This is a genomic window from Achromobacter sp. (assembly GCF_036567245.1).
In the GTDB taxonomy this organism is placed as follows: Bacteria; Pseudomonadota; Gammaproteobacteria; order Burkholderiales; family Burkholderiaceae_B; genus Achromobacter.
Genome location: NZ_DATCUY010000246.1, coordinates 1 through 23,987, shown reverse-complemented (window position 1 = coordinate 23,987; position 23,987 = coordinate 1). Strand labels below are relative to the sequence as shown.

Annotated in this window: 24 protein-coding genes; 15 read left to right on the top strand and 9 right to left on the bottom strand. The window is 64.7% G+C overall.

What is annotated here, in order from left to right; genetic code table 11:
* Positions 1-252 (top strand): response regulator transcription factor (locus VIR09_RS11020; protein WP_332012909.1); only part of this gene is annotated, 252 nt, incomplete at its 5' end.
* On the opposite strand, the gene VIR09_RS11015 is transcribed toward VIR09_RS11020, so the two are convergent.
* The 3 genes from VIR09_RS11015 to VIR09_RS11005 form a co-directional block, all read right to left on the bottom strand.
* A complete protein-coding gene (locus VIR09_RS11015; protein WP_332012908.1) occupies positions 191-2,368 on the bottom strand; it encodes a peptidase domain-containing ABC transporter in 2,178 nt (725 codons plus the stop codon). The two genes, VIR09_RS11020 and VIR09_RS11015, sit on opposite strands and share 62 nt — an antisense overlap.
* Positions 2,365-3,648, bottom strand: a complete 1,284-nt coding sequence (locus VIR09_RS11010) for an HlyD family secretion protein (RefSeq protein WP_332012907.1) — start codon at positions 3,646-3,648, stop codon at positions 2,365-2,367. The genes VIR09_RS11015 and VIR09_RS11010 overlap by 4 nt, the downstream gene beginning before the upstream one ends.
* A 106-nt stretch (positions 3,649-3,754) precedes the next feature.
* Entirely contained in the window at positions 3,755-3,931 is a 177-nt protein-coding gene (locus VIR09_RS11005) for a hypothetical protein (RefSeq protein WP_332012906.1), read from the bottom strand.
* 422 nt (positions 3,932-4,353) lie between these two features.
* Between VIR09_RS11005 and VIR09_RS11000 the strand changes: the two genes are divergently transcribed.
* From VIR09_RS11000 to VIR09_RS10975, 6 genes are all read left to right on the top strand, one after another.
* Positions 4,354-4,533, top strand: a complete 180-nt coding sequence (locus VIR09_RS11000) for a hypothetical protein (protein WP_332012905.1) — start codon at positions 4,354-4,356, stop codon at positions 4,531-4,533.
* A gap of 328 nt (positions 4,534-4,861) precedes the next feature.
* The gene (locus VIR09_RS10995; protein WP_332012904.1) at positions 4,862-5,785 is read left to right on the top strand and encodes a Ku protein; all 924 of its coding nucleotides are present in this window, start codon (positions 4,862-4,864) and stop codon (positions 5,783-5,785) included.
* Positions 5,786-5,787: 2 nt separating this feature from the next.
* Complete coding sequence (gene ligD / locus VIR09_RS10990; protein ID WP_332012903.1) at positions 5,788-8,316, top strand: DNA ligase D; 2,529 nt, start codon at positions 5,788-5,790, stop codon at positions 8,314-8,316.
* A gap of 175 nt (positions 8,317-8,491) precedes the next feature.
* A complete protein-coding gene (locus tag VIR09_RS10985; RefSeq protein WP_332012902.1) occupies positions 8,492-8,971 on the top strand; it encodes a carboxymuconolactone decarboxylase family protein in 480 nt (159 codons plus the stop codon).
* 9 nt (positions 8,972-8,980) lie between these two features.
* Entirely contained in the window at positions 8,981-9,736 is a 756-nt protein-coding gene (locus tag VIR09_RS10980) for an SDR family oxidoreductase (protein WP_332012901.1), read from the top strand.
* A 20-nt stretch (positions 9,737-9,756) separates the two neighbouring features.
* Positions 9,757-10,251, top strand: coding sequence for an Ohr family peroxiredoxin (locus VIR09_RS10975; RefSeq protein ID WP_332012900.1), 495 nt, complete (start codon positions 9,757-9,759; stop codon positions 10,249-10,251).
* Between the two features lie 3 nt (positions 10,252-10,254).
* Here VIR09_RS10975 and VIR09_RS10970 read toward each other — a convergent pair whose 3' ends face one another.
* The 4 genes from VIR09_RS10970 to VIR09_RS10955 all read right to left on the bottom strand — a co-directional run bounded on the left by VIR09_RS10970 (position 10,255) and on the right by VIR09_RS10955 (position 13,965).
* The gene (locus VIR09_RS10970; protein ID WP_332012899.1) at positions 10,255-11,259 is read right to left on the bottom strand and encodes a LysR family transcriptional regulator; all 1,005 of its coding nucleotides are present in this window, start codon (positions 11,257-11,259) and stop codon (positions 10,255-10,257) included.
* Positions 11,260-11,400: 141 nt separating this feature from the next.
* Entirely contained in the window at positions 11,401-11,835 is a 435-nt protein-coding gene (locus VIR09_RS10965; RefSeq protein ID WP_332012898.1) for a cupin domain-containing protein, read from the bottom strand.
* Positions 11,836-11,953: 118 nt separating this feature from the next.
* Positions 11,954-12,832 carry an RNA polymerase sigma-70 factor gene (locus tag VIR09_RS10960; RefSeq protein WP_332012897.1) on the bottom strand — a complete coding sequence of 293 codons (879 nt, stop codon included), beginning with the start codon at positions 12,830-12,832 and terminating at the stop codon, positions 11,954-11,956.
* Positions 12,833-12,963: 131 nt separating this feature from the next.
* Positions 12,964-13,965 (bottom strand): bestrophin family protein, encoded by a 1,002-nt coding sequence (locus tag VIR09_RS10955; RefSeq protein WP_332012896.1) that lies wholly within the window; start codon positions 13,963-13,965, stop codon positions 12,964-12,966.
* 363 nt (positions 13,966-14,328) lie between these two features.
* Between VIR09_RS10955 and VIR09_RS10950 the strand changes: the two genes are divergently transcribed.
* The 4 genes from VIR09_RS10950 (at position 14,329) to VIR09_RS10935 (ending at position 18,514) form a co-directional block, all read left to right on the top strand.
* Positions 14,329-15,162, top strand: coding sequence for an alpha/beta hydrolase (locus tag VIR09_RS10950; RefSeq protein ID WP_332012895.1), 834 nt, complete (start codon positions 14,329-14,331; stop codon positions 15,160-15,162).
* 27 nt (positions 15,163-15,189) lie between these two features.
* The gene (locus VIR09_RS10945) at positions 15,190-16,089 is read left to right on the top strand and encodes an MBL fold metallo-hydrolase (RefSeq protein WP_332012894.1); all 900 of its coding nucleotides are present in this window, start codon (positions 15,190-15,192) and stop codon (positions 16,087-16,089) included.
* A gap of 78 nt (positions 16,090-16,167) precedes the next feature.
* Positions 16,168-16,917, top strand: coding sequence for an SDR family NAD(P)-dependent oxidoreductase (locus VIR09_RS10940; RefSeq protein ID WP_332012893.1), 750 nt, complete (start codon positions 16,168-16,170; stop codon positions 16,915-16,917).
* A gap of 676 nt (positions 16,918-17,593) precedes the next feature.
* Positions 17,594-18,514 (top strand): LysR family transcriptional regulator, encoded by a 921-nt coding sequence (locus tag VIR09_RS10935; protein WP_332012892.1) that lies wholly within the window; start codon positions 17,594-17,596, stop codon positions 18,512-18,514.
* A 33-nt stretch (positions 18,515-18,547) separates the two neighbouring features.
* On the opposite strand, the gene VIR09_RS10930 is transcribed toward VIR09_RS10935, so the two are convergent.
* Together VIR09_RS10930 and VIR09_RS10925 are read right to left on the bottom strand one after the other, a co-directional pair.
* Positions 18,548-19,540, bottom strand: a complete 993-nt coding sequence (locus VIR09_RS10930; RefSeq protein WP_332012891.1) for a tripartite tricarboxylate transporter substrate binding protein — start codon at positions 19,538-19,540, stop codon at positions 18,548-18,550.
* A gap of 198 nt (positions 19,541-19,738) precedes the next feature.
* Positions 19,739-19,984, bottom strand: coding sequence for a hypothetical protein (locus tag VIR09_RS10925; protein ID WP_332012890.1), 246 nt, complete (start codon positions 19,982-19,984; stop codon positions 19,739-19,741).
* A gap of 198 nt (positions 19,985-20,182) precedes the next feature.
* Here VIR09_RS10925 and VIR09_RS10920 point away from each other — a divergent pair, with 198 nt between their 5' ends.
* The 4 genes from VIR09_RS10920 to VIR09_RS10905 form a co-directional block, all read left to right on the top strand.
* Positions 20,183-21,307: a cupin domain-containing protein gene (locus VIR09_RS10920; RefSeq protein WP_332012889.1), complete on the top strand. Its 1,125-nt coding sequence runs from the start codon at positions 20,183-20,185 to the stop codon at positions 21,305-21,307.
* A gap of 92 nt (positions 21,308-21,399) precedes the next feature.
* Positions 21,400-22,311, top strand: coding sequence for a fumarylacetoacetate hydrolase family protein (locus tag VIR09_RS10915; protein WP_013391208.1), 912 nt, complete (start codon positions 21,400-21,402; stop codon positions 22,309-22,311).
* A 49-nt stretch (positions 22,312-22,360) separates the two neighbouring features.
* Positions 22,361-23,545, top strand: a complete 1,185-nt coding sequence (locus VIR09_RS10910; protein WP_332012887.1) for an ABC transporter substrate-binding protein — start codon at positions 22,361-22,363, stop codon at positions 23,543-23,545.
* Positions 23,542-23,987 (top strand): branched-chain amino acid ABC transporter permease (locus tag VIR09_RS10905; RefSeq protein WP_414639418.1); only part of this gene is annotated, 446 nt, incomplete at its 3' end. The genes VIR09_RS10910 and VIR09_RS10905, both read left to right, overlap by 4 nt.

Sequence of the window (23,987 nt, the reverse complement as noted above, 5' to 3'; positions counted from 1 at the left end):
TCCCTGGCCGCGCCATCCGCTGGCGCGCAGGACGACGCGGCGTTGTTGCGGGCGCTGACGCCCCGTCAGAGCGAGGTGTTGCGGCTCATGTGCGATGGACTGCGCAACAAGGAAATCTCGGAGCAATTGAACATGACCGAGAAGACCGTCAAGACGCATGTGTCGGCCATCCTGGGTACGCTGGGCGTGCTCAATCGTACGCAGGCGACGCTAGTGGCGCGGCGCGGCGGCGTGTTCGGGAAGCCGGTTTAGGCAGTTGCCCGCTGTCGCTGGCCAGCTTGCCGGCCACCAGCGAGATTTCGCGTCCGGCCGCCGCGATGGTGTCAGGGCGGTGCGCCACGATCACCCGCGTCATGTTGAGCCTGGCGATCGCGGTGTTGACGATCCGTTCGCGTTCGATATCCAGATGGCTGGTGGCCTCGTCCAGGAAAAGGATGGCGGGCTCTTTGTACAAGGCCCGCGCCAGCAGCACGCGCTGCTTCTGGCCGCCCGACAGCACCGTGCCCATGTCTCCCACCAGCGTGTTGTAGCCCATGGGCATGGCGCTGATGTCGTCGTGGATCGCGGCGATCTGGGCGCAACGGCTGGCGCGCTCGGGATCGTATTGCGGATCGAAGAAGCTGATGTTCTCGCCGATGGACCCGGCGAACAGGACGTCATCCTGCAGCACCGTGCCGGCGATGCGGCGCAGGGATGACGCGCCCGCTCCCCGCGCCGGGACGCCATCGATCAGCACTTCGCCATCGGTCGGCGCCAGGATGCCCAGCAGGATGTTGATCAAGGTGGTCTTGCCGCCGCCGGAAGGGCCCGTGATCGCGACCGATTCGCCAGGTTCGATCCTGAAGCTGATGCCGTCCAGCACGTACGGCTCTTGCGGTCCATAGCGGAAGCGCAGGTTGCGGACCTCGATCGCGGGCGAGCGCACTTGTGCTTCCTGTCCGCGCAGGATCTCGTCGACGGGCTCGGGAGTCTCGCGCACGATATCGGCCAGGCGCTCGCCTTGCAGCCGCAGCATCTTCACTTCCACCAGCTTGTCCAGCAGGGCTGCCACGCGCTGGTCGAACAAGGTCTTGTAGACAATGAAGGCCAGCAGCGCGCCCACGGTGAACTGGCCGTCCAGCACCAGCCTCGCGCCCAGCCAGAGTATCGCGATGGAAGACAGGCCGAACAGCAGGCCATTGAAGGTGCGGAAGAACAGCGTCCACTTCTGCACGCGCAGGTCGGCGTTGATCTCGTTCACCAGCAGCGACAGCCAGCGGGAGCGCCGGTCGTCCTGGTGCTGGAACAGCTTGATCGCTTTGACGCCGCGCACGGTTTCCAGGAAATGCGATTGCTCCTTGGCCGCGTGCACGATGTGTTCTTCAGTTGCGTAGTGCAGCGGCGCATAGCCGGACCACCGCGCCAGTCCATACAGCGCCATCGCGCCCACCGCGATCCACGCCAGGGGCGGGCTGTACAGGAACATCAGCACCAGCGTGATCAGCATGACCAGGCCGTCCAGCACCGCTTCCAGGAAGGACGTCGTCACGGTGCGCTGTATGGTGTCGATGGCGCCGAAGCGCGACACCACGTCGCCCAGGTGACGCTTTTCGAAATAGCCCACGGGCAGGCGCAACAGGTGCGTGAACACGTTGGTGCGCCATTGCAGGTTCAGCGTGGTGCCCATGACCATCAGCATCCAGCTGCGCGCCACCGAGGTCAGCTGTTTCATGATCATCAGCAGCCCGAAGGCCAGCGCCAGCGTGGTCAGCAGATCGCGGTCGCCGGTATTCAGGACATGGTCCACCACCCATTGCAGGAAGAACGGCTGGATCACGGTGAGGATTTCCAGCGCCAGCGCCAGCAGCAGCACTTGCGAGAACGCGCCGCCCAGGCCGGAAACGCGTCCGGTCAGTTCGCGCAGCCGCACGGGCTTGCTGTCGCGCGCTTCCGTGAAGTCTGGCGTGGGCCATAGTTCCAGCGCAACGCCGGTGAACGACGCGGACAGTTCGCCGATGGAGCACTTGCGCGTGCCCGACGCAGGATCGATCAGCGTGGCCGAGCGCCCGTTGATGGCCGTCAGCACCACGAAGTGGTTGAATTCCCAATGCAGGATGCAGGGAAGCTTCAGCTTGCCCAGGGCCCCCAGGCTGACCTTGACCGGCCGCGATGCCAGTCCCAGCTGGCTGGCCACATGGATCAAGGTGGCCAGCGTGGCGCCCTTGAGCGATACGGGAAAGCGGCCGCGCAGGGTCGCAAGGCTTTGCTGATGGCCGTGATAGCCCGCGATCATGCCGACGCAGGCCAGGCCGCATTCGGCGGCTTCGGTCTGCAGCAGCCTGGGCACCCGCCGTTTGACTCCCAGCGTCAGGCGTTCAAGCATGTTCACAGTTTCCCCGATAGCCGCTGGGCGGGATCGAACGCCCATTGGTACAGGCGGCGCGTCTGCTGCAGGATGTCCGCCTCCAGCCGCATGCCGGGCCGCAGCGCCAGCGTCTGCCCTTGCGGGCCGCGCGCGGGAGCGTCCAGCGACACCGTGATGCGGTACAGATTCTCCTGGACGCCACTGTTTGCGGCGGCTTCATTCAATTGCCATTCCGGCGAGGCGCTGCGCGTCACGGCCTGGACGACGCCGGCCTGCTGCCCGAAAGTCTGATAAGGGTAGGCCGCGAACCGCATCAGAACTCGATCGCCCGGCGCGACGAATCCCACCGCGCGGCTGGGCGCCAGCAACTCGGCCTGCAGCTTGGCGCCGTCGGGGACGATGGTGGCCAGCGGCCGCTTGTTGTCTACGGCCTGTCCAATGGTGGCGGTCACGGCGGTCACGACGCCGGCTTGAGGCGCGCTGACCACGACGCGCCGCCGGGCTTCGCTGCGGGTCAGGTCGACGGCGATGTCGGCCATGTCCCGATCCAGCTGCGCCAGCTGGTTCTGCTGCCGCAGCGCCAGATCCGCCAGCGCGGCCTGCCGGTTGGACAGGTCGGTTGCCAGCCCGATGCGGTCGCGCAGCAGCGCTTGCAGCTGATTGCGCTGTTCGAGCAGCTCGGCGCGCTTCTGGTCGGCTTCCTCGGTGGAGAGGTAGCCTTTTTCCATCAGGCCGCGATAGCGGTGCGCGCTGTCTTCGGCCAATTTGATGCGGGCGCGCTGCCCCGCGATCTGGTTGTCCATCGCCGCCAGTTGCGCTTTCAGGCTGGCGATGGCGGCGGTCTGGCTATCGTGTTCGCCTTGCTGCAGCAGCACGGTCTTCTGGCGCGCCAGGCGCAGGCTTTCCTCGCGTTGCCGGATCTGGCCGCTGATGGCTTCCTGGGTCTCGCCCAGGGCGCTTTGCTGATCGCCGGACACCACGTAGAGCACGTCGCCTGCGGCGACATGCTGTCCTTCCTGGACCCGGCTTTCGAGCACGATGCCGGCTTGCGGCACGTAAAGCTTGATCAGCCCGGTGTCGGGCGCCAGCTGGCCGCTCACGGTCGCGCGCTTGGTGTACGAGCCGAACGCAAGAAACAGGCAGATGGTCAGCACGAAGCCCGCCAGCACGGCGGTGACCAGTGCGAACGACACTGGCCGGATCAGGACGATATCGCCCAACCCGACGGAGTGTTGCGCGGCAAGCGCCTGTTTGCGATAGAGCGTCACGGCGTTGGAAGCAGCCCAGGAAAACGTGGTGAGCAAAAGCCGGCCGGCATGGCGGAAAAAAAGCCGCGGCGAACGCGCCGCCGCGCTATGAAATCGGATGCCACTTGGGGCGTCCGTCCGATGAGGCCGGAATCCTTACTGACTACTGCGGCATGTAAAGCGTCTTGCCGGCGGGCCAGCCGCTTTTCTGGGGGGAAAAGGTGATATTGGTACGGTTCGGTCCCCAGCCGCCGCTGACCGCCCGGGTTTCCTCGGCGCTCAAGGGTCTGACCTGTTGTTCCGCGTCGTGCCGCTGATCGGGCTGTTCAGTTTTTTCCATCTTTATCTCCTGCTGCATGCTGACGAAAGATGCCGCGCCAGCGTCGGCCAAGCATCACCCGGAACCAGGTTCTCGCCGCGATGCGCTGCAGACGGGAAGCCCAGCTCCCAAACTGGCATGCTCGGGCGGACAGTAGCAGCGCACCGGTGCAGGCGCATCGGTCTTTAGTCGTAGGGATGGAAATTTCGCGTGGCTTCCGCCACGGCGTTGCGCCAGCGGCCAAGAGAGGAGGCCCGCTTGCGGATCTACGACCAAAGACCGATTCGCCATCGCTGGCCTGCTGCTACTTTCCGCAGCGAGCCACTCAACGGCTGGGGCGTTGGCATCCCTGTTCGCAGGGACGCGGATCTGCGTCATCTCTCCGTTGACGCCCGGCCGACGCTGGCGCGGCATCCTTCGTCAGCACGAAGTTGGAGAAGGACATGAAGAAAACGGAGCAAGCAGGTCAACACGGTACGACCGATCAACGGATCCGGCCCTTGAGCGCCGAGGAAGTCCAGAGGGTCAGCGGGGGAGCCTACGGGAAAAAGCCGATGATTGTTGGCCGGCCAGCGGCGCTCGGCAGTTCCACGCCTGTAGCCAAGCAGAATCGCTATCAGTGAGCGCAGTCAGCGGCATGGCTTCCCGCCGTGCCGCTTTGCTTGGCGTCTGCCATTGGATGCTTATGCGCCCCTTGCCCATGCGAGGCGCCGGGGGGCGCGGCGCTGCGTCCCCATAGCGGTCCAGCCTCGCGGGTAGCATCCAGGATGGCGGCGCGAGTGGTTCCCACCAGGCTGCTAGCGGGCCCATAATAGGGTAGGGCGTCGGCCCGCCAAGATACCCTCCGGGCATGGAAATTGCTGCTCTGCGTTTCCCGCCGTAGCCCTGGTTGCCGATCTGGCATCCGGGCTGGCAGGCGAATCCGCATGCCCATCACCGGGAGGAACGCTCATGGCCACGCGAACCCTTTGGAAAGGCGCGATCACCTTCGGCCTGGTCCACATCCCCGTGGGCCTGCATACCGCCACGACGGAATCGGGCGTGGATTTCGACTGGCTGGACCGCAGGTCGATGGACCCCGTCGGCTACAAGCGCATCAACAAGCGCACGGGCAAGGAAATCGAATCCAAGGACATCGTCAAAGGGGTCGAGTACGAGGACGGCCAGTACGTCATCATCTCGCCCGACGAGATTGCCGAAGCCTATCCGCGCACCACCCAGACCATCGAAATCCAGCAATTCGTCGAGGCGGCCGAAGTCTCGTTCGTCTACCTGGAACGTCCCTACTATGTGGCCCCGATCAACAAGGGCCAAAAGGTCTACGCGCTGCTGCGCGACACGCTGGTCAAGAGCGGCAAGATCGGCATCGCCAAGGTCGTGATCCAGACCAAGCAGCATCTGGCGGCCCTGATTCCGATGGGCGATGCGCTGGTCCTGAATCTGATGCGGTGGGGTGATGACGTGAAGTCCGTGGCAGACCTGGACCTGCCCAAGGCTGGCGCCAAGAGCATGTCGCCCAGCGCCTCCGAACTGAAGATGGCCAAAATGCTGGTGGAAGAGATGTCGGCGGAGTGGGACCCGGCTGACTACCAGGACGAATTCAAGGCGGCCATCATGGGCTTGGTGGAGCAGAAGGTAAAGGCGGGCAAGACGGAAACCGTGATCGAGCCGCAGGAGGAAACGCCGGCGTACGCGGATAACGTGATCGACCTGACCGAGCTGCTGCAACGCAGCCTGCGCGGCGGGGCGTCCAGGGGGCGTGCCAAGGCCGAGGCCAAGCCCGCGAAGAAATCCGCGCCGCGCAACGTCGCTTCGAAGAAGGCGCCCGCCAAGAAGGCCGCCAAAGGTGCCAGGCAGGCGAAGAAGGCGGCCTAGCGATGGCGGACAGCCTGAAAAAATACCGCGAGAAGCGCAATTTCGCCGTCACGCCGGAGCCGCCCGATGGCGGAGAGTCGGGCGACGCAGGCCTGGCGTTCGTCATTCAGAAGCACTGGGCCAGCCACTTGCACTATGACTTCCGCCTGGAGTTGGACGGCGCGATGAAGAGCTGGGCGGTGCCGAAAGGGCCGTCGTTCGATCCCTCCGTCAAGCGCATGGCCGTGCAGGTCGAAGACCATCCCATCGCCTACAACCAGTTCGAGGGCACCATTCCCGAGGGACAGTATGGGGCCGGCAAGGTGATCATATGGGACGAGGGCCGTTGGACCCCGATAGGCGATCCCCGGAAGGGCTACAAGGCGGGCCACCTGAAGTTCACGCTGGATGGCGTGAAACTTCGCGGGCGCTGGGCGCTGATCCGCATGAAGGGAAAAGAGAGTGACCGTCAGCCTCCCTGGCTGCTGATCAAGGAGAGCGACGAATACGCGCGGCCGGACCAGGACTTCAGCGTCGTGGATGAGATGCCGGACAGCGTGGTGCCGCTGAGGGCCAAGAAAAAAGCGGCGCCGGCTCGCGGCAAGCCGAAAGCCCGTGGCTCCAAGGAGATGGGAGCCGTTGCGGCCTTGCCGGGCAAGGCCGCGCCCCTGCCTGCCTCGCTCAAGCCTCAGCTGGCCACCCTGGTCGAGGGCGTGCCCCGCGGCGCGGCCGACTGGTCATTTGAAATGAAGTTCGACGGCTACCGGATCCTGGCCAGGATCGAGGACGGCAACGCGAAGCTGTATACCCGCAACAGCCATGACTGGACGGCCAAGATGCCGCGCCTGGCCCAGGAACTGGCGGCATTGGAGATCGCCAATGCCTGGATCGACGGAGAGATCGTGGTGCTGACGCGCGAAGGCGTGCCCAGTTTTCAGGCCTTGCAGAACGCCTTTGATGCCGCCAGTACCGCCGATATCGTGTTCTACGCCTTTGACCTGCCCTATGTGGCGGGGCGCGATCTGCGCGACGAGCCGCTCGGGCTGCGGCGGGACCTGCTGCGGCAGGTCATGGCCAGGAGCAAGGGCAAGCACTTGACGTTCAGCGAGGCCTTCGACAAGCCGGCGGCAGACCTGGTCGCCTCGGCCTGCAAGCTGGGCCTGGAAGGAATCATCGGCAAGCGCCTGTCCGCGCCCTATGTATCGCGCCGCACGGACGACTGGATCAAGCTCAAGTGCACCCAGCGGCAGGAGTTCGTCATCGTGGGCTATACCGAACCCAAGGGCAGCCGCAAGGGCTTTGGCGCGCTGCTGCTGGCCGTGCACGAGCCTGACGGGGCGCTGCGCTACGCCGGCAACGTAGGCACTGGCTTCGACGACAGGACGCTGCTCGATCTGCACCGCAGGCTGGCCGGCATCGAGCAGAAAACCAGCGCCCTGACCCAAGGCAAGTCGCGCGCCCTCAAGCAGGTCCACTGGGTCCGGCCCACCTTGATCGGAGAGGTCTCTTTCGGCGAGTGGACCGGCGACGGCCATGTGCGCCACTCGACCTTCCGGGGGCTGCGTACCGACAAACCACCGAAGAAGATCACTCGCGAGGTCGCCATGCCAGCCGCAAAGCTCTCCGCGCGCAATAGCCCGGCCAAGGCCAAGGAAGTGGCCGCCGCAAAACCTCCGAAGGGGATGAAGCTGTCGAATCCCGACCGCGTGATCGATCCGTCCTCCGGGGCGACCAAACTCGACCTGGCCCGCTACTACGGGTTGGTGGCGCCCCTGATGATGGAGCACCTGCGCGGCCGGCCGGTTTCCTTTGTCCGGGCGCCCGCGGGGATCCAGGGCGAGCATTTCTTCCAGCGGCATTCGGAATCCCCTATCCCGGGGGTGGCCGCGCTGCCCGAACGTCTCTATCCGGGGCACCCCTCCCTGATGGAGGTTTCGAACGAAACGGCGATACTCGCCGCCGCCCAGCTGAATGTCGTGGAGTTCCACACCTGGAATGCGCTCAAGACCTCGATCGGCAAGCCGGACCGGATGCTGTTCGACCTGGATCCCGGGGAAGGGGTGGATTGGCCGGCAGTCCAGCAGGGCGCGGAACTGGTGCGCGTGCTGCTGCAGGAACTCGGCCTGCGCGGCTGGCTGAAGACCAGCGGCGGCAAGGGCCTGCATGTCGTCGTTCCCATCCGCAAGCAATACGGCTGGGACGCCGTGAAGGACTTTTCCGAAGCCATGGTGCGCCATCTGGCGCAAACGCTGCCGAAGCTGTTCGTCGCCAAAAGCGGGCCCAAGAACCGCGTGGGCAAGATATTCGCCGACTATCTGCGCAACGGCTTCGGCGCCACGACGGTGGCGGCCTGGTCGGCCCGCGCCCGGCCCGGCCTGGGCGTGTCCGTTCCCGTCCGCTGGGACGAATTGGACGGGTTGAAAGGGTCGACGCATTGGACCATCGCCAATATCCACACCCGCCTGGATGCGGGCAACGAGCCTTGGGACGACTACGCTCCCCAGGCTATCGGTCGGGCTATGAAGCAGCTCGGGGTCGAGGCGCGATCTTGAACTGAAGGGCGGAATCCGCGTCCACAGACGATTGTTGCCATCGAGGCAACATCGTGGTCCCCTTTGCAGGTCTTCTGCCGCTGTCCGCGCGGCCCTACGATTTGGGCGTAGTTCAGGCACATACCGCATCCGGTCCAACACTGCCTGCACCTGTCAACCAATCGAGGGAGTCACCATGAGCCAACGTCTGAATGCCTACGAGCAATCGCCCGAACTGTTCAAGAAATTCGTCGAGTTCGGCATGCTTTTGAAGTCCGGCGCGATCGAGCAGCCGATTCTGCGCCTGGTCGAAATCCGCGCCTCGCAGATCAACGGCTGCGGCTTCTGCCTGGATATGCACGTGAAGGACGCCAAGATCCACGGCGAGCAGGAACTGCGCCTGCACCATGTGGCGATCTGGCGCGAATCGGGCGAGTTTTCGCCGCGCGAGCGTGCCTGCCTGGCCTGGACCGAGGCGCTGACCACGCTGGGCGCGCAGGGCGTGCCTGACGACATCTATGAACGTGTCCGCTCGCAATTGTCCGAAAAGGAAATCTCGGACCTGAGCTTCGCGGTCATGGCCATCAATGGCTGGAACCGTCTCAACGTGGGCTTCCGCACCGTGCCCGGTTCGGCCGACAAGGCATACGGCCTGGACCGCGCCAAGTTCAACTAAGGAGCCATCATGAAAATCCTGGTAATCGGCGGCACGGGCCTGATCGGCTCCAAACTCGTCAAACTGCTCAATGAGCGCGGCCATGAGGCGATTGCCGCGTCGCCCGCCACCGGCGTCAACACCATGACTGGCGCAGGCCTGGATGCGGCGCTGGCTGGCGTCGACACGGTGGTCGACGTCGCCAACTCGCCGTCGTTCGAAGACCGCGCCGTGCTGGAGTTCTTCCAGACCTCGGGGCGCAACCTGCTGGCGGCGGAGGCCCGTGCCGGCGTGCGCCACCACGTCGCGCTGTCGGTGGTAGGCACGCAGCGCCTGGCCGAAAGCGGCTATTTCCGCGGCAAGATCGCGCAGGAAGAACTGATCGTGGCGGCCGGCATTCCCTACACCATCGTGCACAGCACCCAGTTCTTCGAGTTCCTGGGCGGCATCGTGCAGTCGGGCACGGAAGGCGCGGAAGTGCGGTTGTCGCCGGCCTTCGTCCAGCCGATCGCCTCCGACGACGTGGCCCTGGCCATGGCCGATGCCACGCTGGCGCCGCCGGTGAACGGCATCGTGGAAATCGCCGGCCCCGAGCGCGTGCGCCTGGCCGAGCTGGTGCAGCGCTACATGGCCAAGATCGGCGACACGCGCACCGTGCGGGCAGACACCGGCGCGCGCTATTTCGGCGCGCTGCTCGACGACGAAACGCTGGTGCCGGGAGCCGGCCCGCGCCTGGGCAAGATCGATTTTGAAACCTGGTTCAGCCGTTCGGGCGCAAGAAAGTAGCGGCGGACACAAGGACGTTCATGAGCAAACTGCGGCCTCCTCCCCAGAGCCTCCTGGAAAAGTACCGAGGCGGGGACTTCCATCCCCTGTACACCACCAGCGTGACGGTGCGGGGCGGGGAGGCCGCGCATGGGCGAGCCTCCGGCATGGCCATTTCGGATGACGGCGAGCTGATCGTGGAGCTGCGCTTGCCGGTCGAGCTGGGCGGCACGGGCGGTGGCACCAATCCCGAGCAGCTATTCGCCGCCGGCTATGCGGCGTGCTTCCACGGCGCGCTCGCGATGCTGGCGGCACGCGCCGGCCTGGCCATCCCGGAGGCTTCCGTCACGGCCACCATCTCGTTCGGTCGCGACCCCGTCGACGGCCTGTTTGCCTTGACGGCGGACGTCAACATCCACCTGCCTGGCGTGCCCACGCCCATCGCTGAAGAGTTGGTGCGCAATACGGAACGCCTGTGCCCGTATTCCAAGATGGCCCAGGGCGGGATCCAAAGCGTGGTCGCCCTGACCCAATAGCGCTCAGGCCTGCTTCAACAGCTGGTTGTCGATGGTATACAGGTCTTGCGCGCGGATGCGTTCGGTCATGAAATCGATGAAGGCACGCATGCGCGCCGGCAGGTGCTGGCGGCTGAGAAAGCACAGATAGTGTCCGCGGTCATCGGGCGCGTATTGCGGCAGGCAGGCGACCAGCGTGCCGGCGCGCAGGTGTTCGCAGACCTGGTAGCCTGCCATCTGCGCGATGCCATGGCCGTCCAGCACCGCCTGCAGCACAAGATCGGCATCGTTGAAGGTCAGCATGGCGGGCGGCGCGAACTTGCGCAGATGACCGCCGACCTTGAATTCCCATTCATACACGCGTCCGGATGCCAGCAGGAAGTTCACGCAGCCGTGGCGCGAGAGTTCGTCGACGCTGAGGGGCAGTCCGTGCCGGGCGGCGTAGTCGGGCGACGCGCATAGCATCATCTGCATGGGTATCACTTTCTTGGCGATCACCTGGCTGTCTTCCATGCGGCCGTTGCGGAACGACACGTCGACGCGATCCGTGGTGAAGTCGGTCGGGCCGTCATCCAGCAGCAGCTCCACCGATATGTTCGGGTTGGCCTTGCGGAAGTCATTCAGCAGGGGCGCCACGACCTTGCGGCCGAAGCCCACGGTGGAACAGACGCGCACCAGGCCGGAAGGCGGGCCTTCGCGCAGCTCGCGCATGTCGTCCAGGGCCTGGATGATCCGTTCCACGCCGGGATGGCATTGCTCATAGAAGCGCTGTCCCTCCGGGGTCAGCGAGGTGCTGCGCGTGGTGCGCACGAAGAGCCGGGTGCCCAGCTGGTCTTCGAGCTTCTGCACGCTGCGGCTGACCGCCGAACGGCCTATGCCCAGCCGGTCGCCGGCCTTGGCGAAGTTGCCCTCGACGGCGACGGCCATGAAGGCCATGACGCCGGCGTAGCTGGTGGCGAAGCTGTCCGCCAGGGAGTCCGGTCCGTTGGCGGAAGGGGTAACCGAGGGGGCTGGGAGGGGTGTGGGCATGGTGGCAGCGCCGCGGAGTTGGTTGATCCTACCCTCTAAGACGTTGCGCGGGACGATTTTGTGACGCGGCCCAGAAAAAAATCTGGCCAGCCCGGGCATGCAGTGTCCGCGGCTGGCCAGGCTGGAACTTATGTCCGTCCCTTATTGAATGGGGATCAGGGCGGGAGCTCCCTTTTTCTTGATCAGCACGACCACGAACTTGGCCGGTTTGGTCTGGCTGGCGTTGCGGCCCACGGTATGGATGTCGTCCGGCCCTTCGTAGAAGGTCTGGCCCGGGGTCAGCGTCACTTCCTTGCCGCCCTTGACCTGCATGACGATGCTGCCCTCGAGCACGTAGACGAAGGCCGATGCGTCGTGGCGGTGCAAGGGGTCGGCCGCCCCGGGCGGATAGTCGACGACGAGCATCACCGCATCCCTGCCCGGGATGTCCGGCAGGTCCTTGTTCATCACTTCGGTGACGATGGGATCGGCCGGCTTGCCGGCGGGCGCGCCGTGGTGCGATGCAGCATGGGCGGACTGGCCCAGCAGCGCGCCGGCGGCGATGAAAGGTAACGCGATTTTCGTGAGTTTCGACATGGCCTGTCCTGGTCGGAGTGGTGACAGGGCCATCGTAGAAGGGCAGGCGGCGCGGCGGTAGGCCCGCGCCAGGGATCACCATGTTGCCCGCCATGCACCAAAGCCGCCGCAAACGGCGTCAGCGTTGCGCCAGGGCGGCCGCGATGCGTGCGAGCTTGTCCGGGTTGCGCTGGACCAGTACCCGGGTCAGGCGTTTGCCGTCTGTTTCGTAGGACTGCACGGATTCCAGATTGCCGTCGATGAAACGCAGTAGCGTCCATTGCCCGTTGACCTGGACCACCTCGGTGCGCAGCGCTTCGCGGTAGCGGCGCTTGCCGGCGTAGAACAGTTGCGCCAGCCGCTTGCCGCCCACCAGGCTGGCAAAGGCGCTGACCTTGTCGCCGCCGTCGCCGATGAGCTCGGCGTCGTCGCTCAGCAGCGCATGCAGGCCGTGGAAGTCGCTGCGTTGCATCGCGTCGGCGAAGGCCTCCAGCAGCCGCTGCAGCGTTGCGCGCGGCACGGCCTCGCGCGGGCTACCCTGGCGCAATTGCTGTTTGGCCCGCCGCACCAATTGCCGGACCGCGGCCTGGGTCTTGTCCAGGGTCTGCGCGATGTCCTCGTAGTCGGCGTCGAACACCTCGCGCATCAGGAATGCCGCGCGGGCGTCCGGCGACAGGCGCTCCAGCATGAACAGAAACGCTACCGAAACATCGTCGGCAAGTTCGTGGATCTGTTCGGGCGTGGACGGCGCGGACATCAACATGGGCTCCGGCAGCCACATGCCCACGTAATTTTCCCGTTCGGCCTTGGCGGCGCGCAGGCGATCGATGGACAGGCGGGTAGTGACGGTGACGAGCCAGGCCTCGGGGTTCTCAAGCGTGGAGCGGTCGGCGCCATGCCAGCGCAGCCATGCGTCCTGCACCACGTCTTCCGCCTCCGCGACCGAGCCCAGCATGCGGTAGGCGATCGCGTACAAGCGCGGACGATGGCGGTCGAACAGGGTCACGGAGCCGGTCATGGATTAGGCCAACGCCTGGGGGGAAGGGGGGGCGGAAGGCAGGCTATTTTGCCGCAGCAGTTCAGGCAGGACAAGGGTGAACATCGCCGGGCGGGCAGCTCCACGCCGTCGGCGGCAGAGGGCTGTGCCGTTTACAGAGCGATCACCGCGACGGGCAGCGCCGGCAGGTCGGCTTCGCCTGCCATCTGCGTCAGGTCGCGCTCTATCATCGTGCTGAGCCGGCTGATGGGCACGTCGTTGGCGCTGCCCTCGAAGGGATTCTCCGTGCATTCCCCGACCTGCTCGAGCGAGGTGTAGATCCACGAGATGATCACGCTGAACGGCACCGCCAACCATGCCATCTGGCCTTGCATGACGCCGCCGGCATCCTGGCCGAGCTGGGCGAACTGGCCCGTCAGGCCAAACGGCAGCGCGACGCAGAAGGCGCGCACGAACAGGGTGTTGATGATGGCGTACTGGCGCGGATACGGAAAATTCTTGATGCGCTCTGCTTGCCCCTGCAGATCGAGGAGCTCCCGGATGCGGCTGTTGAGATCGGCGTATTCCGCCGCGGTGATGGCGCCTGCATCCAGCAGGCCGCGGGCCGCCCGGCCCTGCATGGCAAGCAACTGCGCGGCTCTGTCATCGGTCTGCATCAACGCCGGGACTTCCTGCGCCGGCAGGTAGCGCGACAGTGCGGATTCCAAAGGCTCGGCACGTTCCGGAATCACATACTGCTTGCGGTATTCGGCATTGGGACGGCTGGCCACGGTTTCCCATACGCGCGGCTCGCGCAATTGGTAGCGTAGCGCCGTCAACCAGGCCAGATGCCGTTGCACCAGAGCCGCGCCGCGCTCCGCGTCGCCGGCATAGTTGCGGCTGATCACGCCCCAGTAGCGGCTGGCGCTGACGATGCTCATCCAGATCTTCTGTGCTTCGACCGTACGCGCATAGGTCTGCACGTTCTTGAAGCCGACGACAAAGGTGGTGGCGGTGCCTAGCAGCGATACCACCGACAAGGGGAGCGTCAGCCATTTCAGGCCGGCCACCTGGTAGAGCAGTACGGGCGCGACGCTCAGCACGAGCAATACGTAGATCTTTCTGCGGGTCCAGATGACGAACTCGCCCAGGCGATAGGATTTTCCCAGATGCATGATGTCGGTCCCGCGCCCGTGGGCGTCCAGTCGGCGCGCGGCTGCGCGTCTGAGGCGCAGCCGCACGTCCAGCGATATGTGGGTGTAGCGATGCTAAGCGCGCCGTTCAAGAGGCGGTAGGGCCATGCAAGGACGCATGGTGTTGTCCGCGCGACACCAATCCGTTTGCAGGCTCCCCGGAGCGCCACGCCGACGCGCCGCCGATGGCGTGGCCGTGCCTGCGCGAGGCGCATTGGTGCGCGTCACACAACAGCGTGCTTCCGCTTGCGTGCCTACCGCGCACCTGGCCGCAGACCTAGGATGCCCTTACTTCGTCATCCATGCCGAAGCCGCCGCAACGCTCAATCCAACCGGAGCACCACCATGACCAGCAATACCTACATCACCAATGACGGTACGCAGATCTATTACAAGGACTGGGGCGACGGTCCCGTCGTCACGTTCTCTCACGGCTGGCCGCTGAACGCGGACGCCTGGGACGGGCAGATGCACTACCTGGCGAACAACGGCTTTCGTGTCATCGCGCACGACCGCCGCGGCCACGGACGCTCCTCGCAGCCGTCGTCCGGCAATGACATGAATGGCTACGCCGATGACTTGGCGCAACTGATCGAGGCGCTGGACTTGAAGCACATCACCATGGTCGGCCATTCCACTGGCGGCGGCGAAGTGGCGCGCTACATCGGCCGCCATGGCAGCAAGCGCGTGGCCCGCGCGGTGCTCATCGGCGCGGTGCCGCCAGTGATGTTGAAGTCCGCCGCCAATCCCGAAGGCCTGCCGATCGAGGTGTTCGACGGCATCCGCGCCGGCGTGGCGGGCGACCGCTCGCAGTTCTACAAGGAACTGGCCATCCCCTTCTATGGCGCCAACCGTCCCGACGCCAAGGTCTCGCAAGGCATGCTGGACCAGTTCTGGCTGTGGAGCATGCAAAGCGGCCAGAAGAATGCCTACGAATGCGTCAAGGCGTTTTCCGAGACCGACTTCACCGAGGACCTGAAGAAGATCGACGTGCCGACCCTGTTCATGCACGGCGAAGACGATCAGATCGTGCCAGTGCACGATTCGGCGAAGAAAGCTGCGCGCCTGGTGAAGCACGCCAGGGAAATCTATTACCCCGGCGCGCCGCATGGCCTCACCGCCACCATGCAGGACCGCATCAACGCCGACCTGCTCGCCTTCATCCGCGCTACCGCCTGAGCGGCGCACTTTCCTGGAGATACTGCCATGTTTGCCATAGAAAACACCGAATCCATCGATCTGGTTCCGTCGCGCTACGCGCTGCAGATCGGCGACATCGACGCGCTGGTCGTGAGCGACGGCGTGCTGCCGCTGCCGACTTCGACGATGGCCACCAATGCCGATCCCGCCGATCTCGCGGCCTGGCTGGAGCACATGTTCATGCCTCCCGATGCCTTCGACTGGCCGTTGAACGTGATGGTGGCCCGCAGCGGGGATCAGACCATCCTCATCGATGCGGGGTTGGGCGGGCAGTTCGCCGGCTTTCCGCGCGCCGGGCAATTTCCCCAGCGGCTGGAGTCCGCTGGTATCGCGCTGGAATCCGTGACCGATGTGATCATTACCCACATGCACATGGACCACGTGGGCGGGCTGCTCGTCCCCGGCGTCAAGGAACGCCTGCGCCCCGATGTGCGCATCCACGTGTGCGCGACCGAAGTGGCGTTCTGGACCTCGCCAGATTTCTCGCACACCGTCATGCCCAAACCCGTGCCCGCAGTGCTGAAGTCGACCGCCACCAGTTTCTACAACGAGTACCGCGACCGGCTGCGTCTCTTCGAGGACCGGCACGAGGTGGCGCCGGGCGTCATTGTGCGCATGACCGGCGGCCATACGCCGGGGCATAGCGTGGTCGATCTGGTCTCGGGCGGGGAGCGGCTGACGTTCGCCGGCGATGCAATGTTCCCGGTCGCATTCGACCACCCCGAATGGCAAAACGGTTTCGAACACGACCCCGAGGAATCTGCCCGCGTCCGTATCGGCCTGTTCCAGGAGCTGGCGCAGAACCGCGGGCTGCTGGTCGCTGCGCATCTGCCGTTTCCGTCGGTGGGCCGCGTGGCGGTCGACGGTGACGCGTTTCGCTGGGTGCCGGTCATCTGGGATTTCTGAGCGCGTCGATACGCGCGCATATGCCGGACGACGCGTCATGCCGTGTCGTCTGGCGTTCCATCTCCGCGAAGGAAAATCATGGGAAAACTACTGGGAAAGACTGCCGTCATCACCGGCGGCAACAGCGGCATCGGTTACGCCACGGCCGAAGCCTTCATCGCCGAAGGGGCGCGCGTCGCGATCCTCGGGCGCAGGCAGCAGGCGGTCGACGCGGCGGTGGCGCGACTTGGCGCGGCCGCCTTCGGCGTGGTGGGAGATGTCGCCGACCTGGCCACGCACGACGCCCTGGCGGCGGAAGTCCGCGAACGGTTCGGCGCGGTCGATATCTACATGGCCAACGCCGGTATGAACCACATCGAACCCTCGGCGGCCGTGAGCGTCGACAGCTATGACGTGCAGTTTGGTACCAACACGCGTGCTGTCTTCTTTGGCGTCACCAGCATCCTGCCGCTGATGCGCGACGGCGGTTCCATCATCCTCACAAGTTCCGTCGCCAGCGCCAAAGTGCTGGACAATCATGCGGTCTACGCCGGCTCCAAGGCGGCCGTCGAAGCCTTTGCTCGCGCTTGGGCGCTGGAATTCAAGTCCAGAAAGATCCGGGTCAACATACTGAGCCCTGGCCCCACCGATACGCCGATTCTGGAAAAGCTCGGCGTGGCCGAAGCGCATCGGCCTGCGTTCGAGCAGGGCATGGCCTCGTTGATTCCCCTCGGACGGCTGGCGCAGTCGTCGGAGCTCGCCCGCGCCGCGCTGTTTCTGGCGTCGGATGACAGCAGCTTCATTACTGGGGTCAATTTGCGCGTCGACGGCGGCATTGCGCTGACTTAGCCGGGCCATCGGCGCCACACAGAGCAGGGTCGGGGCAACTGCAGGCGCCGGTTTGGATACGTTTGCTTGCCTGTGCGCGTGATGAATTTTGAATTTCGGCCGAGATTTTTTGTTGCCGATTAATAAAAAAAAGGGATAGCGATTTCTGCTTGATCGGCGTGGGCATTCACGTGGACCGGCACAGGTAAATACATGATCCCGCGCCGCATGACTGCGGTGGGGTGATAGCAATAACTTGGTGTTTTGTTGCACCGAAGCATGCGGAATATTTCCCCTGGCAAATTTGATAGGCCCGAGTCGATTCGCGCAGTGTCACAGAATAAAAGCACGCCAGAAAAACACGAAGTTTTGATAGGGGGATTTACTGCGGAAAGCCGAGAAAATTCGTTAAAATCAATTGCTTGGGATTATGAGCGGGAGCCTCGTCTCCCGCTTTGCATTCAGGCCCCAAGACCAGTACCAGCGTCTGCGGGCCGTGAGGAAAAACGGGGCTAACGGCCCTTCTTTTTCTTCCCGCGTCAGCCCTCGCCCGGCAATCCGGCGGCGTGGTGTGATGCATCGCAGCAGGGAAACCCAGCCCCTCTTTCAGATTCTGACCATCCGTCCCGGGTCGAGCCGGGACCGTCCTGGCGCAGGCTGCGGGCTGGGTTGTGTCTCAGGCTTAGGATATCCACGCATGAATCTCCGGTTTCTCGAAACTTTTGTCCGCGCCGCCAGGCTCAAGAAAATGACCTTGGCCGCGGAAGAACTCCATGCTTCGCAGGCGGCCGTCTCTGCTCGCATAGCAGCCTTCGAGGAAGAGCTGGGAGTCAGAGTATTTGTACGGGAAAAGGGCAAGCAATTGAGTTTGACACCCGTCGGCTTGGAAATGCTCCAGCCCGCGGAAGAACTGCTGGCTCATGCCAGAGCATTCACCAGCAGGTTCGCGACAACTGACGCCAGGCTTTCTCAGATCAGCATCGGCCTCAGCGGGACAGTCGCGCAAGCGATCCTCGAACCCATGGCCGCAATGCTGGCCAGGCAGTGGCCGAACGTCACGGTGCATTTGCAGTCGCTGACCAGCACCGACATACGCCAGCAACTGCTTGAAGGAGCGCTCGACATAGGATTGCTGTTGGGCAGCATCGAAGAGCCGACCGTGGTCAACCAGAAATTGCTCGAACTGGAGTACATCTGGGTCTGCAGTCCCAGCCTGAAGGCTGGCGACGCCGAGCCATCGTTGGGCCGGCTGAAGCAGTTGCCCCTGCTGTGCTATCCGGTTGATTCGCTGGTGTACTCCGCCATAACCACGTACTTCGCATCGCCGCAGATGCAAGGCTTCAAGCTGATCGTGATCAGGTCGCTGTCGGTGATGTTGCGGCTGGTTCTCGCAGGCGCCGGATACGCGGTCTTGCCGGTCGAGCTCATCCGAGGTGAGCTCGATTCGGGCAAGCTGGTGCCGATTCCGTTCTCCAGGCCGTTTCCGAACCAGACCTACTTCGCTTCGTACATCGATCAGCCCGCGATTCCGCTGCGTGCTGCCATGGCCGATTGCATCTGCGAGGTTGCCCAGCAGGTTTCGAACGGCATGATGGAAGATCCGCCGTCTGCCGGGTGACGAACCAGTCATGAGAGCATTGGCCCCGGAACGTCAATCCGGTTCAGGGCGAGACGTCGCGATGATCCGTCGCCACGCCAGCGCATCACGCCCTATCGTTTGCGCAAACGCTTCGGGGCCTGCGCCTACCGGTTCCACGATCTGCCTGGCGAATGCTTCCCGCAACGCCGGCTCGGCCAGGGCCTGCTGTACGCTGCGGGCGACCTTGGCGGTGATCTCTGGCGGCGTATCGCGCGGCGCGCAAACGCCGACCCAGCCCACGAAGCCCAGGTCGCCCAGGCCCTGTTCGGCCAGAGTCGGCACGGACGGAATCTGCGGCATGCGCTGAGCCATGCTGACGGCCAGTCCCTTGACGCGGCCAGACTCGACAAAGGGCAGCGCCGAAACAATGCTGTCCATCATCAGATTCACTCGCCCCGTGGCGAGATCCCCATACGCGGGCGTAGAGCCGCGGTAAGGCACATGCAGCATGTCCAGGCCATTGCGGGTTTTGACCGCCAAGCCGGCGAGGTGGGGCACGGTGTTCGTGCCGCCCGAGGCGAAGCTGTATTTGCCGGGCGCCTGCTTCGCCGCCGCGATGAACTCCCTGAGACTGGAAGCGGGCGCGCCGGGATCGGCCACCCATATCATGGGCGTATTGGCAATGTGGACGACGGGGACCAGATCGTCGACGCGATACGGCAGGTCGGGGTAGAGCGCCGTAGCCACGACCAGGCTGCTGGTGGAGCAGAGCAGCAGGGTGTGGCCATCGGGACGGGCCCGGGCCACGGCGGCGGAGCCGATGGTGCCGCCGGCTCCCGGCCGGTTGTCGATGACCAGCGGTTGCCCCAGCGCCTGGCCGGCTGGGCCCGCGATCTGGCGCGCAACGGCGTCATTGCCTCCGCCAGGAGGAAAAGGCACGACCAGCGTCACGGGCCTGGTGGGCCAGTCGGAGGACTCGGCCGCCTGCGCTGCAGGCGTCAGGGCGCAAGCAAGGGACAAGAGCCCGGCCATGGCGGAGCAACGCAAGGGAAGTCGGCGAATCATGTTGCTTCTTGGTGGGAAGAATGGGGAGGAAGGCCGCTAGAAGGCATGAATCCTGCCGCATTGCTGTTCACCGGTGAAGCTAATAAAAGTTCATACCAACCAAGGAAAATCTATAGCCCGGCTTCCGCGATGAGGATGAGTGACGGTGAGCCGGACGCCGTGCGGCCCGGCTGCGGGCGGCACGGCGGCGCATTGTGTTCAATCATCCAGCGCCGGCACGGTGCCGATCTGCATGAGGACGCGCGGCGATTCCATGTCGCCGGTTTCCTTGTCGATCAGCACTTCGTAGGCGGCCACGCCGGCGAACTTGGAGGCCATGGAGTTGGCGATGCGTATGGCGCCGAACTCGCTGCTGGCGGGACGGATTTCTCCAGGGGCGACACCATTGGCGGCGGCGCGATAGGGAACGACGATGTACTGAACGAGATGGGCAGTTTCTGACACAGGGTTCTCCTGGACGACAGTTTTTTGGGCGAGCGAAATGTATCACGTTGTACTGTGTTTTTGTACAGTATTGTTTGACGCCGCGCCAACAATTTTCAGATGCCCTGGGAAAACACCTAGCGTGCGCGCGTTGCCCGATTCGCGCCCCGCCTCTATTATTTTCGAAAATATTTATATTTTTATAAAAAGAGGCAAGGGATGGAAGCGAACCGCTACGACGCGTACCGCGAGGAGACCATAGGCCGCGCCAATGTGGCCGACTCGCCCGAGCTCATCGCCTACTACAAGGAGTTGGCGCGCCTGGAAACCGGCGCCCTGTGGACGGTGGCGAACAAGATCGAGCCTTGGGCGCCGCGTTCGGCCTCGGTGCCGGTAGTGTGGCGCTACCAGGACCTGCGCGGACATGTGCTGCGTTCCTCCGAGCTGGTATCGCCCGAAGAGGCCGGCCGCCGCGTGATCTATCTGAACAATCCGGGCCGGCGCGACGTGGCCGCCGCCGTGGGCTGGCTGTATTCGGGCCTGCAGGTGATGAAGCCGGGCGAGCTGGCTTCCGCCCACAAACATTCGCATTCGGCGCTGCGCTTCATCATGGAAGGGCGGGGCGCGTTCACCGTGGTGGACGGCCACAAGATGACGCTGGGCGCGAACGACTTCGTGCTGACGCCCAACGGCACCTGGCACGAGCATGGCGTGGCCGAGGACGGCACCACCTGCATCTGGCAGGACGGCCTGGACATTCCGCTGGTCAACGCGATGGAAGCCGGCTTTTACGCCGTGCATCCCGACCTGAATCAGACCGTGACCTATCCGGTGGACGACACCAGCGCCGCCTGGGGCAACGCGGCGCTCAAGCCGCAGGTGTCGGGTTGGACCAAGCCGTATTCGCCGCTCTTCAAGTACGAATGGGAGCCCACCTACGAGGCGCTGCGCCGCTATGCGCGCACCAGCGCCGGCAGCCCCTACGACGGCATCCTGCTCGAATATGTCAATCCGGCCACGGGCGGCCCGGTCATGCCCACCATCGGCGCCAGCATGCAGTTGCTGCGGCCCGGCGAACACACCAAGGCCCACCGCCATACCGGCAGCTTCATCTATCAGGTGGCCAAGGGCAGCGGCTATTCCATCATCGACGGCAAACGCTATGACTGGACCGAGCGCGACATCTTCTGCGTGCCTTCCTGGGCCATCCACGAACACGTCAATCTTTCGTCCAACGACGACGCCTGTCTGTTCAGCTTCAACGACCTGCCCGTGATGCGCGCGCTGGCGCTCTACCGTGAAGAAGCGGTCAAGGAAAACGACGGCCACCAAGTGCTGATCTAGCGTCGCCCGTTCCCCCTCTATTGATTTTTCTTCCGCCGCGCGGACCTGGTCCGCGCGCCTGACTCAACTCGTCCTGAATTTATGGAGTTCCTATGCGCTTGGTGACTTTTCGCGCTCATCCCACCGCCGCTGCCCGCCTGGGCGCACTCGCTGAAGGCTATGTGATCGACCTGGCGCTGCTGGGCCGCGCCGGCGGCGTGGACCTGCCCGACGACATGCTGGCATTCATCGACCTGGGCCCCGTGGCCGTGGCGCAGGCCAGCAAGCTGATGGAGGCCTATCGCGGCAATTGGCCCGTGGGCAGCGCGCTGCCGCAGGAAAACGTCAAGCTGCTGGCGCCGATTCCGCGCCCGCGCAAGAACATCTTCGGCATCGGCCTGAACTACGTGGAGCATGTGGCGGAATCCAGCCGCACGCTGGACACCTCGGCCGACCTGCCCAAGCAGCCGGTGATCTTCTCCAAGCCACCCACCACCGTCATCGGCCCGGGCGACGCCATCGAGCACAACGCCAAGATCACGCAACAGCTGGATTGGGAAGTGGAGCTGGCCGTCATCATGGGCCGCCGCGCCTCGCGCGTGGCCGAGGCCGACGCGCTGTCCTACGTATTCGGCTACAGCGTCATGCTGGACATGAGCGCGCGCGATTGCCGCCGCGCGGGCCAGTGGATCTATTCCAAGGGCCAGGACACCTATGCGCCCTTCGGCCCCTGCATCGTGACCGCCGACGAGATCCCGGATCCGCAGGTGCTGGACCTGTGGCTGACGGTCAACGGCGAGAAGAAGCAGGGCTCCAACACGCGCCACATGCTGTTCAAGGTGCCGTTCCTGATCTCGGACATCAGCGCCGGCATCACGCTGGAGCCGGGCGACATCATCGCCACCGGCACGCCCGAAGGCGTGGGCGCGGGCCGCAAGCCGCAGGAATGGCTCTGGCCGGGCGACGTGGTGGTGGCTTGCGTGGAAGGCATCGGCACGCTGCGCCATCCGGTGGTGGCCGTTTAAAACACCCAGCCGCCGGGGCGGCGGGCAACGCAGTCTCCAAGGGGAAAACATGATCAAGAAACAGATACTGGGCGGCGCGTTGTCCGTCGCGCTGGGCGCCGCGGCGTCCATGGGGGCAGCCCAGGCCGCGGAACCGGTCAAGATCGGCTTCATCGCCACCTTGTCCACGCCGGCGGGCTACATCGGCGAAGACGAGCGCGATGCGTTCAACCTGGCCATCAAGCAGGGCGGCGGCAAGCTGGGCGGCGTGCCGGTGCAGCTGGTGATTGAGGACGACGGCCTCAAGCCCGCCAACGCCAAGCAGGCGGCCGACCGCCTGCTGCAATCGGGCGTCAAGCTCTACACCGGCGTGAACTTCTCCAACGTGCTGGCAGCGGTGGTGCCCAGCGTGGTGAAGTCGGGCGCGTTCTACGTCAGCCTGAATCCCGGCCCGTCGAATTTCGCGGGCGAAAAGTGTGATCCCAATTACTTCGTGGCGTCCTACCAGAACGACGCCTTCCACACGGCTGGCGGCGTGGCGGCCAACGAACTGGGCTACAAGAAGGTGGTGCTGCTGGCGCCCAATTACCAGGCGGGCCGCGACGCCATCGAAGGCTTCAAGCGCACCTACAAGGGCGAGGTGGTCGCCGAGATCTACACCAAGCTGGACCAGTCGGACTTCTCGGTGGAGCTGGCGCGCCTGCGCTCGCTGGCGCCCGACGCCATCTACCAGTTCCATCCGGGCGGCACCGGCATCAACTTCGTCAAGCAGTATGCGGCGGCCGGGCTGAACAAGAGCATCCCGATGCTGATGCCCAGCTTCTCGATGGACGCGCGCATGATCCAGGCCACGGGCGACGCTTCGGCCGGCGCCTACATCACCGGCATCTGGTCGCAGGACTTCGACAACGCGCCTTCCAAGGCCTTTGTACAGGCGTTCAAGGAAGCCTATGGCCGCGTGCCGACGGACTACGCCATGCAGGCCTACGACACCGCGCAGTTGATCGGCGCGGGCCTCAAGGCCACCGGCGGCGACCTGTCCAAGGCGGCGGAATTCCGCGCCGCGCTGCGCCAGCCCGGGTTCACGTCGCTGCGCGGCAAGTTCAGCATGAACACCAACCAGCATCCCATTCAGGACCTGTACCTGATGCGCATCGAGAAAGACAGCGATGGCGGCCTGTCGCCGCACCTGGTCCGCAAGCTGGTGTCCGATGACAAGGACGCCTACGCTCAATTCTGCAAGATGCCATCATGACGCTTCTGTTTGAACAGCTGCTCAACGGCTTGCAGTTCGGCGCCATGCTTTTCATGCTGGCGGCCGGACTGACATTGATCTTCGGGATCATGGGCGTCGTGAACCTGACGCATGGCTCCTTCTACATGGTGGGGGCGTACTGCGCGGCATACGCCATCGGCAACACGGGCTCGTTCCTGGCCGGCGTGGTCGCGGCGCTGCTGGGCGCGGGCTTGTACGGGGTGTCCGTCGAGATCCTGGTGATCCGAAAGCTGTACAAACGCGACCACCTGTACCAGGTGCTGGCGACGTTCGGCTTGCTGCTGTTCTCGAATGAAGCGGTCAGCCTGATCTTCGGCCGCCGTCCGCCGCTGGTCAGCATCCCCACGTTTCTGGAAGGCGCAGTGACGTTGGCTCCCGGCTTCCAATACCCCTTGATCCGCCTGTCGTTCATCGCCATCGG